This is a genomic window from Roseococcus suduntuyensis (genome assembly GCF_014196305.1).
Classification (GTDB): domain Bacteria; phylum Pseudomonadota; class Alphaproteobacteria; order Acetobacterales; family Acetobacteraceae; genus Roseococcus; species Roseococcus suduntuyensis.
Window position 1 is genome coordinate 1 of record NZ_JACIDJ010000001.1, and the last position, 16,895, is coordinate 16,895.

16 protein-coding genes and 2 tRNA genes are annotated in these 16,895 nt (G+C 70.0%); 9 read left to right on the forward strand and 9 right to left on the reverse strand.

The genetic code is table 11. The annotated features are described in order from the left end of the window. Positions 1 to 283 precede the first annotated feature (283 nt). Positions 284 to 2,869 (reverse strand): ATP-dependent chaperone ClpB, encoded by a 2,586-nt coding sequence (gene clpB / locus GGQ83_RS00005; RefSeq protein ID WP_184381553.1) that lies wholly within the window; start codon positions 2,867 to 2,869, stop codon positions 284 to 286. 112 nt (positions 2,870 to 2,981) lie between these two features. Between clpB and GGQ83_RS00010 the strand changes: the two genes are divergently transcribed. Together GGQ83_RS00010 and GGQ83_RS00015 are read left to right on the forward strand one after the other, a co-directional pair. Next, the gene (locus tag GGQ83_RS00010; protein ID WP_184381554.1) at positions 2,982 to 3,743 is read left to right on the forward strand and encodes an MOSC domain-containing protein; all 762 of its coding nucleotides are present in this window, start codon (positions 2,982 to 2,984) and stop codon (positions 3,741 to 3,743) included. Positions 3,744 to 3,773: 30 nt separating this feature from the next. Next, on the forward strand, positions 3,774 to 4,394 hold the full coding sequence (locus GGQ83_RS00015; RefSeq protein WP_184381555.1) for a DUF1194 domain-containing protein: 621 nt from the start codon (positions 3,774 to 3,776) through the stop codon (positions 4,392 to 4,394). Positions 4,395 to 4,405: 11 nt separating this feature from the next. On the opposite strand, the gene GGQ83_RS00020 is transcribed toward GGQ83_RS00015, so the two are convergent. The 5 genes from GGQ83_RS00020 to GGQ83_RS00040 form a co-directional block, all read right to left on the reverse strand. Continuing rightward, entirely contained in the window at positions 4,406 to 4,900 is a 495-nt protein-coding gene (locus tag GGQ83_RS00020; RefSeq protein WP_184381556.1) for a DUF1003 domain-containing protein, read from the reverse strand. A gap of 69 nt (positions 4,901 to 4,969) precedes the next feature. After that, positions 4,970 to 5,758: a 3'-5' exonuclease gene (locus tag GGQ83_RS00025; protein WP_184382892.1), complete on the reverse strand. Its 789-nt coding sequence runs from the start codon at positions 5,756 to 5,758 to the stop codon at positions 4,970 to 4,972. 1 nt (position 5,759) lies between these two features. Continuing rightward, positions 5,760 to 6,650: a prephenate/arogenate dehydrogenase family protein gene (locus tag GGQ83_RS00030; protein WP_184381557.1), complete on the reverse strand. Its 891-nt coding sequence runs from the start codon at positions 6,648 to 6,650 to the stop codon at positions 5,760 to 5,762. Then, positions 6,640 to 7,731, reverse strand: coding sequence for a histidinol-phosphate transaminase (gene hisC, locus GGQ83_RS00035; protein WP_184381558.1), 1,092 nt, complete (start codon positions 7,729 to 7,731; stop codon positions 6,640 to 6,642). The genes GGQ83_RS00030 and hisC overlap by 11 nt, the downstream gene beginning before the upstream one ends. Next, on the reverse strand, positions 7,728 to 8,543 hold the full coding sequence (locus tag GGQ83_RS00040) for a chorismate mutase (protein WP_184381559.1): 816 nt from the start codon (positions 8,541 to 8,543) through the stop codon (positions 7,728 to 7,730). Before GGQ83_RS00040 ends, hisC begins: the two co-directional genes overlap by 4 nt. A gap of 78 nt (positions 8,544 to 8,621) precedes the next feature. On the opposite strand from GGQ83_RS00040, the gene metX reads away from it, so the two are divergent. From metX to phbB, 4 genes are all read left to right on the forward strand, one after another. Continuing rightward, positions 8,622 to 9,770, forward strand: a complete 1,149-nt coding sequence (gene metX, locus GGQ83_RS00045) for a homoserine O-acetyltransferase MetX (protein ID WP_184381560.1) — start codon at positions 8,622 to 8,624, stop codon at positions 9,768 to 9,770. Then, entirely contained in the window at positions 9,767 to 10,330 is a 564-nt protein-coding gene (locus GGQ83_RS00050; RefSeq protein WP_311726762.1) for a DinB family protein, read from the forward strand. Before metX ends, GGQ83_RS00050 begins: the two co-directional genes overlap by 4 nt. 38 nt (positions 10,331 to 10,368) lie before the next feature. Further along, positions 10,369 to 10,968 carry a methionine biosynthesis protein MetW gene (gene metW / locus GGQ83_RS00055; protein ID WP_184382894.1) on the forward strand — a complete coding sequence of 200 codons (600 nt, stop codon included), beginning with the start codon at positions 10,369 to 10,371 and terminating at the stop codon, positions 10,966 to 10,968. Between the two features lie 136 nt (positions 10,969 to 11,104). Beyond that, positions 11,105 to 11,827: an acetoacetyl-CoA reductase gene (gene phbB / locus GGQ83_RS00060; protein ID WP_184381561.1), complete on the forward strand. Its 723-nt coding sequence runs from the start codon at positions 11,105 to 11,107 to the stop codon at positions 11,825 to 11,827. A gap of 42 nt (positions 11,828 to 11,869) precedes the next feature. On the opposite strand, the gene GGQ83_RS00065 is transcribed toward phbB, so the two are convergent. Together GGQ83_RS00065 and GGQ83_RS00070 are read right to left on the reverse strand one after the other, a co-directional pair. After that, the gene (locus GGQ83_RS00065; RefSeq protein WP_184381562.1) at positions 11,870 to 12,520 is read right to left on the reverse strand and encodes a CoA transferase subunit B; all 651 of its coding nucleotides are present in this window, start codon (positions 12,518 to 12,520) and stop codon (positions 11,870 to 11,872) included. 15 nt (positions 12,521 to 12,535) lie between these two features. Then, entirely contained in the window at positions 12,536 to 13,246 is a 711-nt protein-coding gene (locus tag GGQ83_RS00070; RefSeq protein ID WP_184381563.1) for a CoA transferase subunit A, read from the reverse strand. 117 nt (positions 13,247 to 13,363) lie between these two features. Between GGQ83_RS00070 and GGQ83_RS00075 the strand changes: the two genes are divergently transcribed. After that, a tRNA-Ala gene (locus GGQ83_RS00075) sits at positions 13,364 to 13,439 on the forward strand. An 86-nt stretch (positions 13,440 to 13,525) separates the two neighbouring features. On the opposite strand, the gene GGQ83_RS00080 is transcribed toward GGQ83_RS00075, so the two are convergent. Next, positions 13,526 to 13,599: transfer RNA gene (locus GGQ83_RS00080), tRNA-Arg, on the reverse strand. Between the two features lie 87 nt (positions 13,600 to 13,686). Here GGQ83_RS00080 and GGQ83_RS00085 point away from each other — a divergent pair. Beyond that, on the forward strand, positions 13,687 to 16,452 hold the full coding sequence (locus GGQ83_RS00085; protein WP_184381564.1) for an ATP-dependent DNA helicase: 2,766 nt from the start codon (positions 13,687 to 13,689) through the stop codon (positions 16,450 to 16,452). A gap of 5 nt (positions 16,453 to 16,457) precedes the next feature. Then, positions 16,458 to 16,877: a tellurite resistance TerB family protein gene (locus tag GGQ83_RS00090; protein ID WP_184381565.1), complete on the forward strand. Its 420-nt coding sequence runs from the start codon at positions 16,458 to 16,460 to the stop codon at positions 16,875 to 16,877. Positions 16,878 to 16,895 lie beyond the last annotated feature (18 nt).

The window sequence follows — 16,895 nt, forward strand, 5'->3', positions numbered from 1 at the left end:
CACCCCAGCTCGCCAGCCCTCTCAGACCAACAAACCAAAGCAGATCACGTCAGCACTTACTATCTGCATAACCAGATGTGATTTTGAAACAACGAAGAAGCTTTTCAGCTTCTTGCCCTAACCTTTGGAGACAGTCAATCGAGGCCGACGAACCGCCCTCGGTTACTACTCTTTGTGTCAGAACCGCGTCAGGCATCCCGTCGGCGTGGAGGGGCTTTTACGGGTCTGACCGGACCCTGTAAACCCCCTCCGCATGCGATAAACGCATGGCCGACATGTTCAGCTACGCAACAGGCGCAACCTCCACCTCCAGGGCGAGTTCATCCCCGTTGGTCGTCACGCGGACCACGTCACCAGACCGCACCTGGCCCTCCAGCAGCAGAACAGCCATTTTATCTTGCAAATTCCGCTGGATAACGCGCTTCAGCGGCCGCGCGCCATACACCGGGTCATACCCCGCTTCCGCCAGCCAGGCCCGCGCGGAGCCATCAAGGGCCAGGCCGATCTTGCGGTCATCCAGCAGTGCCCGCAGCCGCTCCAACTGGATGTCCACGATCACGTCCATGTCCGCCCGCGCCAGGCGGCGGAACAGCACGATTTCGTCCAGCCGGTTCAGGAATTCCGGCCGGAAGCGGTCCCGCACCGCCCGCATCACGGCGGGCCGGGCCTGCTCGATATCCGCGTCCTCCGACAGCTCGGCGATGGCATGGGCGCCGAGATTGCTGGTCAGCACGATGATGCAGTTGCGAAAATCCACAGTCCGGCCCTGGCCATCCGTCAGCCGCCCGTCATCGAGCACCTGCAGCAGGATGTTGAAGACGTCCTCGTGCGCCTTCTCGACCTCGTCGAAGAGGATCACCTGGTAGGGCCGGCGGCGGATCGCTTCGGTCAACGCGCCCCCCTCCTCATAGCCGACATAGCCCGGAGGCGCCCCGATCAGGCGGGAGACGGCGTGCTTCTCCATGAACTCGCTCATGTCGATGCGCGTCATCGCCCGGTCATCGTCGAACAGGAACGACGCCACAGCTTTCACCAGCTCCGTCTTGCCCACCCCCGTCGGTCCGAGGAACAGGAAGCTGCCGATAGGCCGGTTCGGGTCCTGCAACCCGGCACGCGCGCGCCGCACCGCCTTGGACACGGCCTCCAGCGCCTCCTCCTGCCCGACGACGCGCTTGCGCAACGCATCCTCCATCCGCAAGAGCTTGGCGCGCTCCCCTTCCAGCATCTTCTCGACGGGGATACCGGTCCATCGGCTGACGACGCCCGCGATGCCCTCCTCGGTCACCGCCTCGTTCACCAGCTTGGCCCCGCCCTCCCCGGCCTCGGCCAGCTTTTTCTCCAGCTGCGGGATGGTGCCGTAACGCAGCTCCGCCGCCTTGTTCAGGTCGCCGCGGCGCTCGGCCAGTTCCTGCTCAGTGCGGGCGGCGTCCAGCTGCTCCTTCAGCTTCTGGGTCTCCACCACCTGGCCCTTTTCCGCCTCCCAGGCGGCGGTCATCGCGCTGGAACGCTCCTCCAGCTCAGCCAATTCCCGTTCCAGCTTGGCCAGACGGTCGCGCGAGGCCTCGTCCTCCTCCCGCTTCAGAGCCTCACGCTCAATCTTCAATTGCAGGAGGCGACGGTCCAGCTCGTCCAGCTCCTCGGGTTTGCTGTCCACCATCATCCGCAGGCGCGACGCCGCCTCGTCCACGAGGTCAATCGCCTTGTCGGGCAGGAAACGGTCCGTGATGTAGCGATTGGAGAGGGTCGCCGCCGCAACCAGCGCCGCATCCGCGATGCGAACCCCGTGGTGCAGCTCATATTTCTCGCGGATGCCGCGGAGGATGCTGATCGTGTCCTCCACCGTCGGCTCGCCCACGAAGACCGGCTGGAAGCGCCGGGCCAGGGCCGCGTCCTTCTCGATGTGCTTGCGATATTCGGCCAGGGTCGTCGCACCGATGCAGTGCAATTCGCCCCGCGCCAGGGCTGGCTTCAGCAGATTGGAGGCGTCCATCGCCCCATCCGCCTTGCCCGCGCCCACCAGGGTGTGCAGTTCGTCAATGAAGAGAATCACCCGCCCCTGGGCGTCCTCCACCTCCTTTAGCACGCCCTTGAGGCGTTCCTCGAACTCCCCGCGATACTTGGCCCCGGCCACCATGGCGCCAAGGTCAAGCGACATCACACGCTTGTCCTTCAAGGCCTCGGGCACATCGCCCTTGGCGACCCGCAGGGCCAGGCCCTCCACGATGGCGGTCTTGCCCACGCCGGGCTCACCGATCAACACGGGGTTGTTCTTCGTACGCCGCGCCAGCACCTGGATGGTGCGGCGGATTTCCTCGTCGCGGCCGATGACCGGGTCCAGCTTGCCGTTGCGCGCCGCCTCGGTAATGTCCCGCGCATACTTCTTCAGCGCATCGAAGCTTTCCTCGGCATTGGGGGCATCCACGCGACGGCCCTTGCGGAGGCGCTGGATGGCCTCTTCCAACGCGGGCGCCGTGACATGGCCGGCCTTCAGCGCGTCGGCCGCCGGGCCGGACGTCAGCGCCAGGCCCAGCAGCATGCGATCCTGCGCCACATAGGCATCACCGGCCTTGGTGGCCGATTGCTGGGCGGCATCCAGCGCGCGCACCAGTTCCGGCGCAGCATTGGGCTGGCCAGCCCCGCCGCCCTGCACGGAGGGAAGCTTCTTGAGCGCCGCCTCGACCGCCGCCCGCGCCGCGGCCGCGTCGCCGCCGGCGGCGCCGATCAGGCCGGCGGCCGCGCCCTGCTCGTCATCGAGCAAGGCCTTGAGCAGATGCTCTGGCGTCAGGCGCTGGTGGTATTCGCGGATCGCGATGGTCTGGGCGGCCTGGAGGAATCCACGGGCGCGCTCGGTAAACTTCTCGATGTCCATTCCTGTCCCTCCATGAGGCGACTGCATGTCCGCGCCCCCGATTGGGCGACGCGGTCAAGGGGAGTGTGGTAACTCTGCCACGGTGACTTCAAGAGGAATCGGTGAGGAAGCCATGCGCGTCGAACACATTTACCGCTACCCCGTGAAGGGATTCTCGGCCGAGGCGCTGGAGGAGGTCGCCCTCACCCCCGGCCAATGCCTGCCGCATGACCGGGTCTATGCCCTGGCCCAGGGGGATTCCCCCTTCGACACGGCCGCCCCCGTCTGGATGCGGAAGACGAATTTCGCCTGCCTCGCCGCCAACGCTCGCATCGCCAAGCTGCACACGGCCTATGACCCCAAGACCTCACAGCTGGTCATCCGCCCGCCTGAGGGCGCGCCGCTGATGCTGGACCTGGGCAAGCCCGCCGACCGCGCCCGGCTTGAGGACTTCATCACCGACTACCTGGGCGAGGAGGCGCGCGGCCGGCTGCGCCTGGCGGAGGCGCCGGGCTACAACTTCACGGACATTCCGCAGAAATCCGTCTCCATCATCTCCCTGGCCAGCCTGGCGGCGCTGGAGCGCGCCCATGGCATGCGGCTTGATCCCCTGCGCTTCCGCGCCAACATCTATGTCTCGGGCGGGGCCGAATGGGCGGATTTCGACCTGATGGGCCAGGAGATCCAGCTCGGCACGGCCCGGCTGCGCGTCTGGAAGCGCATCGTCCGCTGCCCCGCCACCGAGGTGAACCCCGACACGGCCGAGCGTGACGCGCGCCCCCCGCGCGTGCTGCGTGAGAATTTCGGCCATGCCGACCTGGGCGTGCAGGCCGAGGTGCTGGAAGGGGGCCGCGTGGCGGTGGGCGATGCGCTGGAGGTCTTCACCCCGGCCTGACCCCTCGCCGCCTGAAAGGGAAGCTTGGGCATGGAGCCGGTGGATGTGGCGCTGGTGCTGGCGGTGGATGTTTCCGCCAGCGTGGACTTCCAGGAATTCGCGCTGATGATCGGCGGGCTCTCCGCCGCCTTCCGCGACCCATCCGTGCTGGCCGCCGCCACAGGCGGGCCGCGCGGCGCGGCGGCGCTTTCGGCCGTCTTCTGGTCCGACACCGCCGAACCCGCCGCCCCCTGGACCCGCATCCAGAACGCCGCCAGCGCCGATGGCTTCGCCACCCTGCTGGAGGAGGCCCCCCGCCTGCCCCGCCCGGGCGCCACGGCGCTCGGCGATGGGATGGTGGCGGGCCTTACTTTGCTGGCCCGCTGCCCGGCCCCGGCGACGCGCTCGGTGATGGACGTCTCGGGCGATGGGCGCAGCAATCGCGGCCGCCCCCCCGGCCCGGTGCGGGACCTGGGCGTGGCGGCCGGCGTCACCATCAACGGGCTGGCCGTGCTCGATGAGGAACCTGACCTGCTGGAGCACTACGAGACGGAGGTCATCGGCGGTCCCGGCGCCTTCGCCATGTCCTGCGCCGACTACGCCGATTTCGTGGAAGCCATCCGCCGCAAACTGATCCGGGAACTGCGGGGGCCGGGCCTGCTGGTGGTGTGACGGGGCGCCATTCAGCGCGGCGCCTCCGCCTCGCCCGCGCCGGACAGGCGCTCGACCAGATGCAGCAGCCGCAGGATTTCCTGCTCGCGCAGGGCGTCGAGCTTGGCGTGCAGCGCCTCGATCTCCAGCTCCGCCTTCACGTTCACGCGGTAGTCGTGCTCGGCGTGCCGGCGGTCCAGTTCGGCCTGGCGGTTCTGGCTCATCATGATGATGGGCGCGGTGTAGGCCGCCTGGAAGGACAGCAGCAGGTTCAGCAGGATGAAGGGATAGGGGTCCCAGGCGTTTGCATAGGCGATCACATTTCCCGCGATCCAGAGCGCGAGCAGCACGCTCTGGATGATGATGAAATGCCAGGAGCCGATGAGGGCCGTCAACGCGTCGGCGATGCGCTGGGCGCGCCCGGCGCGCCGCCGTGACGGGTGGGTGAGTTGGGCCGGACGTTCCTGCCGCAATTCATCAAGTCGCGACTGGTCCTCGGCGGAGAGCTTGATGCGGTGTGCGGTCATGGCAGGCTCCGTGGTGTTGACGAAGCATAAGCCCCATCCGCCGGCTGGCGGGGTCGCGAAAGAAGCGGCTCAGCCCAGCGTCCGCGCCACCTCGGCATGCCGGGACAGCCCTTCGCCGAACTCCCCTGCCTCGATCGAATCCGCGAAGGCGCAGAAGGCATCGCGTGCATGATCGGGTGGTAGGCTGCCCGTCGCCACCCACCAGCGCAGCAGCACCAGCCAGGTGGCGGCCACGTCGGCGCGGCAATAGGTGGCGATGCGGGCATGGTCGCCGGCCGCCCAGAGGCCCTCCACCCGTTCCCCATCCATCTCGGCCTTCAGCGGCAGGCCCAGCAGGGCGCAGCATTCCGCCAGGCTGGGTGCCGGCGAGGCACGGAAGCCCGAGAGCCGGTCCATCAAATCCAGATGCGCCCGGCCGAAGCGGTGCAGGTAGTCTGCGCCGGCCGCCCCGTGCAGGTTGGGCAGCGGCACGCCGAGCGCCATGGCGCGATAGCGGAGCACGGGAATGTCGAAGCCCGAGGTGTTGAAGCCCACCAGCAACGGCCCGCCCTGCAGGGCGCGGTCGAAGCGGGCCAGCAGATCGGCCTCATCGTGATCGGCGAGGGTGGCGGCACGGACATAGCGCACCCGCCAGGGCTCATCGGGATCGGCGCGCTCCGCGCCCAGCAGGCCCAGGCAGCAGAGGCGGTGCAGGGGGGCCTTGAGGAAGGTGGCCTCCGGCGCCTCGCCAGCCCGGGCATAGTGGGCGCCAAGGGCGGTGCGGATGTCGGCGTCGGGCGCCTCGGGCAGGTTCAGCAGCGCCCGCCCGGCGGTGAGGTCGGGCAGGGTCTCGATGTCGAGGATCAGCAGCCTCTGCAGCTCAGGCCTGCTTGCGCTCGATCAGTCCGCTGCGGATTTTCCGCCCGCGCTGAATACGGTCCACGATGAACTCCTCCTGCCCCCAGCGGATGGCCCGGCCAAAGGCGTGGGCATCTTCCGTGAAGCGCGCCAGCATTTCCAGCACGGCCTCGCGGTTGTTGAGGAAGACATCGCGCCACATGGCCACGTCACTGGCCGCGATGCGGGTGAAGTCCCGGAAGCCCGAGGCCGCGAATTTCAGCACACTCTCGCGCGTTTCCTCCGAGAGGTCGTCGGCCGTGCCGCAGATGGTGAAGGCGATGAGGTGCGGCAGATGGGAGACGATGGCCACCACCTTGTCATGCGTCAGGGGGTCCATGGCCTCCACGGTGGAACCGCAGCGGCGCCAGAATTCCCGCACCTTCTCCAGCGCGTCCGGGTCCGTAGCCTCGGTGGGCGTGATGATACAGTAGCGGCCGTCGAAGAGCGTGGCGAAGCCGGCATCGGGGCCGGAATACTCGGTGCCCGCCATGGGGTGCGCCGGCACGAGATGCACGCCGGGCGGCAGCAGCGGCGTCAGGTCTCGGACGACCGAGCCCTTGGTGGAGCCGACATCGGAGAGGATGGTGCCCGGCGCCAGGTGCGGCGCGATCTCCCGCATGACCGAGGCATAGGCGCCCACGGGCACGCAAAGGATGACGGCATCGGCGCCCTGGACCGCCTCGGCCGCGCTGTCCACCACGCGGTCGGCGAAGCCCAGTTCGCGCACCCGCGCGCGCGTGGCGGGGCTGCGGGCGGTGACCACCACCTCGCCCGCCAATGCGCGGGTTTCCTGGTTGCGGCGGGCGATGGAGCCGCCGATCAGCCCCGCCCCGATCAGGCAGAGCCGCTGGAAGAGGGGTTCAACCGCCATTCTGGACAAAGGCGGCAAGGCCCTCCTGCACGAGGGTGCATTCCTCGGCCGTGCCGATGGTGATCCGAAGGCAGGTGGGCAGGGCATAGCCGCCCACGGCGCGGACGATGATGCCGCGCGCGCGCAGCGACGCATCGGCGGCCTTCGCACGCTCCGCATCGCCGAAATCGGCCAGGATGAAGTTGCAGGCGCTGGGCCAGACCTTGATGCCCAGCGCGCGCAGCCCCTCGGAGAGCTTCGCGCGCCATTCCTCATTGTGAGCGACGCTACGCTCGATCCAACCGGGTTCGGAGACCGCCGCGATGCCCGCCGCCATCGCGGCCGAGTTCACGTTGAAGGGCCCGCGGATGCGCGCCAGCACATCGGCCACCTGCGGCGGCATGTAGGCCCAGCCCAGGCGCAGCCCGCCCAGACCGTAGATCTTGCTGAAGGTGCGCGTCATGACGGTGTTGCCCGAGGCATCCACCAGGGCATTGCCGGGGTCGTAGTCCGGGTCGGTCACATATTCGGCATAGGCCGCGTCCAGGATCAGCAGGATGTCGTCGCGCAGCCCGGCGCGCAGGCGCTGCACCTCGGAGCGCGGCAGCAGCGCGCCCGTCGGGTTGTTGGGGTTCACGAGGCAGACCAGCTTGGTGCGCGGGCCGACGGCCGCCAGCATCGCGTCCACATCGGCCATCAGGTTGCGCTCGGGCACCTTGATGACGCGGCAGCCGGCGTAGCGGCCCGTCAGGTCATACATGACGAAGCCATGGGCGGGCATGACCAGCTCCGTCCCCTCCCCGCCATAGGCGAGGATGAGATAGGCGATCAGCTCATCCGAGCCATTGCCGCACACGATCCGCGCGGGGTCCAGACCGAAGCGCGTGCCGATGGCCTCGCGCAGCCTGGTGGCGCCACCATCCGGGTAGCGGTGCGCCTCGCGCGCGGCGGCGATGATGGCCTCCTGCGCCGAAGGGGGCGGACCGAAGGCGCCCTCGTTGGAGGAGAGCTTGATGATCCGGTTCACGCCCGGCAGCTTCGACTCGCCGCCCACATAGGGCTCGATCGTCAGGATGGAGGGGCGGGGGAGCAGGGCGTTCACGTGGAGGGCGCTCCTCGTTCAGGGATGGCGTAGCGGCCGAGCACGGCCGCATCGGCCGGCACGGTGCCGTCGGTCTCGATCAGGGCCAGGGTGTGGGTGCCCTCGCGGCGCAGGACCACCACGCGGCCGCCGGGAAACATGGCGGCCACCGAGGCGCGGTCCGGCGTGCCGGGCAACTCCACCCGCACCAGCCGGGCGTCCTCGCCCGAAGGGTCGGCCGGGTAGAGGGCGACGACCGCGGCTTCCAGCGGCGGCTCGCGCTCGCTCAGGAAGGGCAGGCGCGCGATGATGGAGAGGTGCTGGGCGTCGAGGCGCATCCACCAGCTCTCGGCCTCGTTGTCGCTCTCGCGGGGCCAGGGCAGCACGGCCACCGCGGCCTCCCGCTGGCCGAGCGCGGAGAGGGCGGCGCCGGCCGAGGGGTGCTGGCGCAGCGGCGTGGCCGCGCCGAAATGCGAGGCGGCCAGCCGGGCCAGCGCCGGGTCCGCCGGCAGGGATACCGAGAAGCTGGCCTGCTGGGCGATGGAGCCGGCGAAGATCTCCCGCCAGACCTGCACCAGCGTGGCGCGCGGCATGGCCCCCTGGTGGCCGGCCAGCAGCCGGCGAAGGATGCGGGCCTCGCGCCCCGGCCGCAGCACCGTGCCCTGGGGCTTGGCGGCGCTGCTGGCCAGGCGCTGCACCACCTCGGCCCGGCGCATCAGCAGGGCGTGCAGGGCATCGTCGGCGGCGTCGATCTCGGCGCGCAGGGCGGCGAGCGCGGCCTCGGAGGGCGCGGTCTCGGGCGGGGCGGTCTCGGGGGGGGGCGCGTCGGACATGTCTCCTGCACGCATAGCGGGGGGGGCGCGCGGCGCCAAGTTGCCCGGTCGCGGGGCAGGCCCTATCTCTGTGCGTGAATGAACCAGACCGCCGCCCCGCCGCCCATCGAGCACCAGCGCACCGTGCTGCGGGACGGGCTGCGGCTTGACTCCGGGCAGTTGATCCGCCCGCTGCATGTGGCCTGGCGCAGCTATGGCACGCTGAACGCGGACCGCAGCAACGCCATCCTGATCTGCCATGCCCTGACCGGCGACCAATACGTGGCCGAACGCCACCCCAGCACGGGCAAGCCCGGCTGGTGGGCCAACCTGGTGGGTCCGGGCCTGCCGGTAGACACGGACCGCTTCTTCGTCATCTGCGCCAATGTCCTGGGCGGCTGCATGGGGTCGAGCGGCCCGCGCGAGGAAATGACCGACGCGGACGGCAACGGCCTTGGCCGGCCCTGGGGCACGGATTTCCCCTCCATCACCATCCGCGACATGGTCCGCGCCCAGAAGATGCTGGTGGACCATCTGGGAATTGACCGGCTGCTGGCCGTGATCGGCGGCTCCATGGGCGGGATGCAGGTGCTGGAATGGGCCGCCACCTTCCCGCAGAGCGTCTTCGCCGCCGCCCCCATCGCCTGCGCCACGCACCACTCCGCGCAGAACATCGCCTTCCATGAGGTCGGCCGCGCCGCCATCCAGTCCGACCCCGACTGGATGGGCGGGCGCTACTGGGAGACGGGGCGCATCCCTGAGCGGGGCCTGTCCGTCGCGCGCATGGTGGCGCACATCACCTATCTGAGCGAGGCGGCGCTGACCCGGAAGTTCGGGCGGGAGTTGCAAGGCGGCTCGGCACTGACCTTCCTGGAGGATGTGTTCCAGGTGCAGAGCTACCTGCGCCACCAGGGCAGCACCTTCGTGCGGCGCTTCGACGCCAACAGCTACCTCACCATCACCCGCGCCATGGATTATTTCGACCTGGCGACGGAGCATGGGGGGCTGGCCAAGGCCTTCAGCGGCACGCCGACGCGCTTCCTGGTGGCCTCCTTCTCCTCCGACTGGCTGTTTCCCACCTCGGAAAGCCGCACGCTGGTGCGGGCGCTGAACGCGGCCGCGGCGCGGGTCAGCTTCATCGAGATCACGACCGACAAGGGCCACGACGCCTTCCTGCTGGACGAGCCCGACTTTCACCGGGCGCTGGGCGGCTTCGTCGCCGGCGCCGCGCGGGACCTCGGCCTGTGAGCGCGGCGCTGCTGATGCGCGCCCAGGCGCGCAACAATGCCTGGGCGAACCACCGGCTGCTGACGGCCTGCGTGGCGCTCTCGCAGCCGGAGTTCGAGGCTCCGCGCACGGGCTTCTTCCCGTCGCTGCGCGCCACGCTGAACCACATCCTGGTGATCGACCTGTTCTATGTGGACGCGCTGGAGGGCGGCACCCTCGGCCCCGCCGCCTGGGCGGACCCGGAGCCCTGCAAGACACTGACCGAGCTGCATCCCGCCCAGGCCGCGGTGGACCGCCGCCTGATGGCCTGGTGCGACACGCTGACGGATGGCGACATGGGCCGCCTCATCCATGTGCATCGGGGCCAGCGCGTGCAGACGGAGCGCGCGGACCGGTTGCTGCTGCACCTGTTCCAGCATCAGGTCCATCACCGCGGCCAGGCCCATGCGATGCTGTCGGGCACCGCTGTCCGTCCGCCGCAGCTCGACGAGTTCTACAGCATCGCCGAGGCGCCGTTGCGCGCCACGGAATTCGCGGCGCTGGGCTTCACCGAGAATGACCTCTGGCAGGAGCACGCATGATGCGGCCGCCCGCCCCGGTCCAGTATGTCGCGAAGAACATGCGCCTCGACCTGCGGCTCATCGCGGAGATGATCCCCGAACGCGCGCGGGTGCTCGACATCGGCTGCGGCGACGGCGCGCTGATGGCGCATCTCGTCACCGAGAAGGCGGTGGATGCGCGCGGCATGGAGATCGACATGAAGGAGGCCACGGAAGCCGTGGCGAACGGGCTGGCCGTGATCCATGGCGATGCCGACACGGACCTGGCCTTCTACCCCGACGACGCCTTCGACTATGTGGTGCTGAGCCGCACCCTGCAGGCGGTGGAACGCCCGCGCGAGGTGTTGAGCCAGATGCTGCGCATCGGCCGCCACGCCATCGTGAGCTTCCCCAATTTCGGACATTGGGAGGTGCGGCTGAAGCTGCTGCTCGGCGGCCGCATGCCGGACACCGAGACCTGGAGCCGCCCCTGGTACGAGACGCCCAACATCCACCCCTGCACCATCGTGGACTTCGTGGCGCTGGCCGAGATGGATGGCCATGTCATCGAACGCTGGCTGGCGGTGGATGAGCGCGGGTTGAAGGCGCCCTGGCGGCGCTCGGTGCGCCTGGCCAACATGTTCGGGCAGCAGGCGCTGTTCCTGTTGCGACGCAAATAGCCGCGCCGCCCAGGCTGGGCACCGGAAATCGTGGTCCTGCCAGCCCTTGATCGTCTAGCATCTGGCGGCCTGCCCGACTGTGGCCCTGCAAGGGAAGCGGCGGGCAGGGCACGACAGGGCAGGAAGGACAAGAAGCATGGCACGTCTGGCGGTGGTAACGGGGGGCACGCGCGGCATCGGCGCCGCGATCAGCAAGGGGCTCATGGCCGCCGGGCGAAAGGTGGTGGCGACCTATGGCGGGAATGACGAAGCCGCGCAGGCCTTCTCCGCCGAGACGGGCATCCCCGCCGTGAAGTTCGACGTGAGCGATTTCGACGCCTGCGTGGAGGCGGTGAAGCGCGTCGAGGCCGAGCACGGCCCCGTCGAGATCCTGGTGAACAATGCCGGCATCACCCGCGACGCCATGCTGCGCAAGCAGACACGCGAGATGTGGGACGCCGTGATCGACACCAACCTCGGCTCCTGCTTCAACATGTGCAAGGCGGTGTGGGATGGCATGACGGGGCGCAAATTCGGGCGCATCGTCAACATCGGCTCCATCAACGGCCAGGCGGGGCAGCTGGGCCAGGTGAACTATGCCGCCGCGAAATCCGGCATCCATGGCTTCACCAAGGCGCTGGCGCAGGAAGGTGCCCGCGCGCAGGTGACGGTGAACGCCATCGCGCCCGGCTATGTGGACACGGAGATGGTGCGCGCCGTGCCGGCCGATGTGCTGGAAAAGATCGTGGCGCGCATCCCGCGTGGGCGTCTCGGCACCGCCGATGACATCGCCCGTGGCGTGGTCTTCCTGACGGCCGATGATGCCGACTTCATCACGGGCAGCACGCTGTCCATCAATGGCGGACAGCACATGTATTGAAGCCGCGCGGCCCCTGGCGTCACCGCCAGGGGCCTTGCGCGCTCAGGCGTGTTCGAGCGCCACGGTGAACTCGGCCTCGGTGGCCGCGCGCAGCTCGTCCAGGCTGACGCCGGGGGCCAGCTCCACCAGCCGCAGGTCGGTGGGGCCGCGGCGGGCGATGGAGAACACCGCCATGTCCGTCACCACCATGTCCACCACGCGCTGGCCGGTCAGCGGCAGGCCGCACTCCTTCAGCAGCTTGGGCTTGCCGCCGGCGGTGTGCTCCATCAGCACGATCACGCGCTTGACCCCGGCGACGAGGTCCATGGCGCCGCCCATGCCCTTCACCATCTTGCCCGGGATCATCCAGTTGGCGAGGTCGCCGTTCGCGGCCACCTGGAGCGCGCCCAGGATGGACAGGTCGATATGCCCGCCGCGGATCATGGCGAAGCTGTCGGCGCTACTGAAGATGCTGGTGGTGGGCAGCATCGAGACGGTCTGCTTGCCGGCGTTGATGACGTCCGGATCCTCGGAGCCTTCCTCGGGGAAGGGGCCGATGCCCAGCATGCCGTTCTCGCTCTGCAGCTGGACGGAGATGCCGGAGGGGATGTGGTTGGCCACCAGCGTCGGAATGCCGATGCCGAGATTGACGTAGAAGCCGTCCTCCAGCTCTCGCGCGGCGCGGGCGGCCATCTGGTCACGGGTCCAGGGCATGGTCGTCTCCTTTCCTCAGGCCGCTTCGCGGGGGCGGACGGTACGGTTCTCGATGCGCTTCTCGTAGCCGGCCGGCACCTGGATCATGCGCTTCACGAAGATGCCGGGGGTGACGATGTGGTCCGGGTCGATCTCGCCGGGATGCACCAGGTGCTCGACCTGCGCCACCGTCATGCGGGCGGCGGTGGCCATCATCGGGTTGAAGTTCCGCGCGGTGCGCCGGTAGACGAGGTTGCCCTCGTGGTCGCCCATCCAGGCATGAACGAGGGCGAGGTCGGCCACGATGCCGCGTTCCATCACATAGGTCTCGCCGTCGAATTCGGCGGTGGGCTTGCCTTCGGCCACCGCGGTGCCGACGCCGGTCTTGGTGTAGAAGGCGGGGATGCCGGCGCCGCCCGCGCGGATGCGCTCGGCCAGGGTGCCCTGCGGGTTGAACTCGATCTCGAGCTCACCAGCCAGGAACTGCCGGGCGAATTCGGCGTTCTCGCCCACATAGCTCGCGATCATCTTCTTGATCTGGCGCGTGCGGAGCAGCCGGCCCAGGCCCACATCATCGATGCCGGCATTGTTGGAGACGACGGTCAGGCCCTTCACGCCCGAATCGCGCACCGCGTCGATCAGGATGTCGGGGATGCCGCAGAGGCCGAAGCCGCCGGAATGGATCACCATGTCGTCGCGCAACAGGCCGGCCAGTGCCGCCGTCGCGTCGGGGTAGACCTTTCGCATCGTGCCTCATTCTCCATTCGGTGGGGCGCAGGCTACCCGCCCGGCCGATTGCAGGAAAGGCCGGGGGGTGGGCTTGCGGGGCGTTTCGAGGGGGGCTATAGCCGCGTCCACCCAAGGGGGGCCATAGCTCAGTTGGGAGAGCGCTTGAATGGCATTCAAGAGGTCGGCGGTTCGATTCCGCCTGGCTCCACCACTCCCCTTCCTGCACCGGACATCGTGATTTTTCGACCCGACGCCGTTCAGCGTCGCGGAAGCATGTTCGGTGAATTTGGGAAGGCATGTCCCCGGCGGGATTCGAACCCACGGCCCCCAGATTAGGAATCTGGTGCTCTATCCGGCTGAGCTACGGAGACGCCGCCGCAGGAAATAGCACCTCCCGCGCCCCCGCAAAACCCGCCACGTTGGCGGCGCCCGCCCCGCGGCGCATAACGGGCGGACCCATGGCCCGCCCCACCCCCCGCCTGCTGCTGCCCGATGCCCCTGCCCTGGTCGCGGCGCATGGCCGCGCCACGCTGCTGACGCCGGATGGCGAGCTGATGGTGCTGACCGGCCCCCGCATCGCCGAGACGCTGGCCGAGATGCCGCCCCCCATCCTCGTCCACGGCCCCGCCACGGCGCGCCGCCTGGACCTGCCACGCTTCCTCGATGCCTTTGACCTGCTGGAGCTGTTCGCCTTCGCGCGCCCCGCGCAGAACGCACCGCCCACCGCGCGCGGCCTCGCCTTGGCGCTGGACCTTCCACCACCGGCCGATGACGCGGCCGCCGCCGCCCTGCTGCCGGACATCGCGGCCCGCCTGTTGCGGTACCTCGCCGACGAATCGCCCCACCCTTCCGCCCGCGACGCCGCCGGCATGGCCGCCCAGCTCGACCAGGCCGGCTGGTCCTGGGCGCCGGGCGTGCTGGCCGCGCTGGGCCAGGCGGACCCCCGCCCCTCGCGCGATGCCTTCAAGGCTTGGCGGCGTCTGACGGAATGGGAAGAAACCGCCCCTCTCCCCCCGCCCTCCAGCCACCCGGTGTCATCCAACGACGCCCGGCGGCGCCTGGCCGAGATGCTGGGTCCCGGCGCCGAGCAGCGCCCGCAGCAGGGGGACTTCGCCTCGGCCGCCGCCGGCGCCTTCGCCCCGCGCGAGGCGGAGGGCTCGCCCCACATCGTCCTCGCCGAGGCCGGCACCGGCACGGGCAAGACGCTGGGCTATATCGCGCCCGCCAGCCTCTGGGCCGAGCGCAACGGCGCGCCCGTCTGGCTCAGCACCTACACCCGCAACCTCCAGCGGCAGATCGACCAGGAGCTGGTGCGTCTCTTCCCCGATCCCGAGGAGCGCCGCCAGCGCGTGGCCGTCCGCAAGGGGCGGGAGAACTACCTCTGCCTGCTGAACTTCGACGAGGCACTGGGGCAACTGAACATCCGCAGCCTCACCCTGCCGCTTGCGCTGGTGGCGCGCTGGGCCGGCGCCACGCGCGATGGCGACATACAGGGCGGCGACTTCCCCGGCTGGCTGGCCGAGCTGTTTCCCCCCGGCAGCTTCGCCAACCTGGCCGATCGGCGCGGCGAGTGCATCCGCTCGGCCTGCGCCCATTACCGCAAATGCTTCGTGGAGCATTCCATCCGCCGCGCGCGGCAAGCGCGCCTGGTCGTCGCCAACCACGCGCTGGTCATGGTGCAGGCAGCCCTGGGCGGGGGCGAGGACAGCCGCCCCACCCGCTATGTCTTCGACGAGGGCCACCACCTCTTCGACGCGGCCGACAGCGCCTTCTCGGCCGAGTTCTCGGGCATGGAGGCGTCGGAGCTGCGCCGCTGGCTGCTGGGGGCGGAGGGCGGACGCTCCCGCGCCAAGGGCGTGCAGCGCCGCATCGAGGAGTTGGCGGGCGACATCCCGGACCTGCTCGCCCCGCTGGAGGCCACGCTCCAGGCCGCCCGCGCCCTGCCCCCTGCCGGCTGGTTCGGCCGCCTGACCGACGAAACCCCCACCGAGAATGTCAGCGAGACCTTCCTGCGCGAGGTCCGCGCCCAGGTCCTGGCCCGCGCCGAGCGCGACGAGGGCTATACGCTGGAGGTGGACCTGCACCCGGTGGGCGAAGCCCTCGCCGAGGCCGGCGCCACCCTGGCCCGCGCCCTGGCCCGGCTGGAGGAGCCACTGACCACCCTGCGAGATCGCCTCGCGGAACGCCTCGCGGCCGGTGAGGAAGACCCCGACACCGAGGCGGGCGAGCGCATCCGTCTCGAAACCGCGCAGCGCGGCATCGAGCGCCGCGCCCTGATGCCGCTGGCCGCCTGGCGCGCCATGCTGGCCAGCCTCGCCGAGCCCGCGCGCGAGCCTGGTCAGCGCCCCGTCATGGTCGAATGGCTGCAACTCGACCGTCGCGACGGGCGCGACGTGGATGCGGGGCTGCACCGGCATTGGCTGGACCCCTCCATCCCGTTTGCCCAGGCGGTGGCGGCGCCGGCGCATGGGCTGCTCATCACATCCGCCACCCTCACCGACGCCGCGAAGCGCGACGACCCCGAGGCCGCCTGGCGCGTGGCGGAAGCCCGCAGCGGCGCCGTCCACCTGCCCCTGCCCGCGCTGCGCGCCGCCGTGCCCTCGCCCTTCGACTATGCGGCCAACACCCGCGCCTTCGTCATCACCGATGTGGACAGCCGCAACGCCGGGCCTGTCGCCGGCGCCATGCAGCAGCTGTTCACGGCGGCCGGCGGCGGCGCGCTCGGCCTCTTCACCGCCATCCGCCGCCTGCGCGAGGTGGCCGCGCGCATCGCCCCCGCGCTGGAGGCCCGCGGCATCCCGCTCTACGCCCAGCATGTGGACGCGATGGACAACGCGACCCTGGTGGACATCTTCCGCGCCGAGGAAGATGCCTGCCTGCTCGGCACCGACGCCATGCGGGATGGCGTGGACGTGCCCGGTCGTGCCCTGCGCCTGCTGGTCTTCGACCGCGTGCCCTGGCCGCGCCGCACCATCCTGCATCGCGAACGTCGGCTGCACCTCTCCGAAGGCGATCCGCAGGGCCATGACGACGCCCATGCCCGCCACAAGCTGCGACAGGCCTTCGGCCGGCTGATCCGTCGCGCCGATGACCGGGGCGTTTTCGTGCTGCTGGACCGCGCCTGCCCCTCGCGCATCCTGGCCGCCCTGCCGGAGGGTGTGGCGGCCCGGCGCGTCACGCTCGCGGAAGCGGTGGCGCAAACGCGCGATCTGTTGCAAGGGTGAGCGCCATGAACATCCCCGAACAGCTTTCCCCCCAGCAGGCGCTGATCTGTTCCATGCTGCTCATGGCCGCGGCCGGCGGCCAGGTGGACGACCAGGAACTGGCCCAGATGACGCGGCTGATCCAGAACCTGCCGGCCTTCGCGGAACTCGCCCCGGACGAGGTCGCGCGCAGCACCGAGGCCTGCCTGCCCCTGTTGCAGCGCGCCGACGGGCTGGACCGCGCCTTCGACCTGATCCGCGAGGCCCTGCCGCCCCGCCTGCGCGAGACCGCCTATCTGCTGGCCTGCGACGTGGCGGCCGCCGATGGCGATGCGACGCAGGACGAGTTGCAGATGCTCCAGCATTTGCGCATCGGGCTGGAGCTGGACCGGCTGGTGGCCGGCGCCATCGAGCGCGCGGCCCGCGCGCGGTATCAGGTGCTATAGCGCCTGATCCGCGGAGGC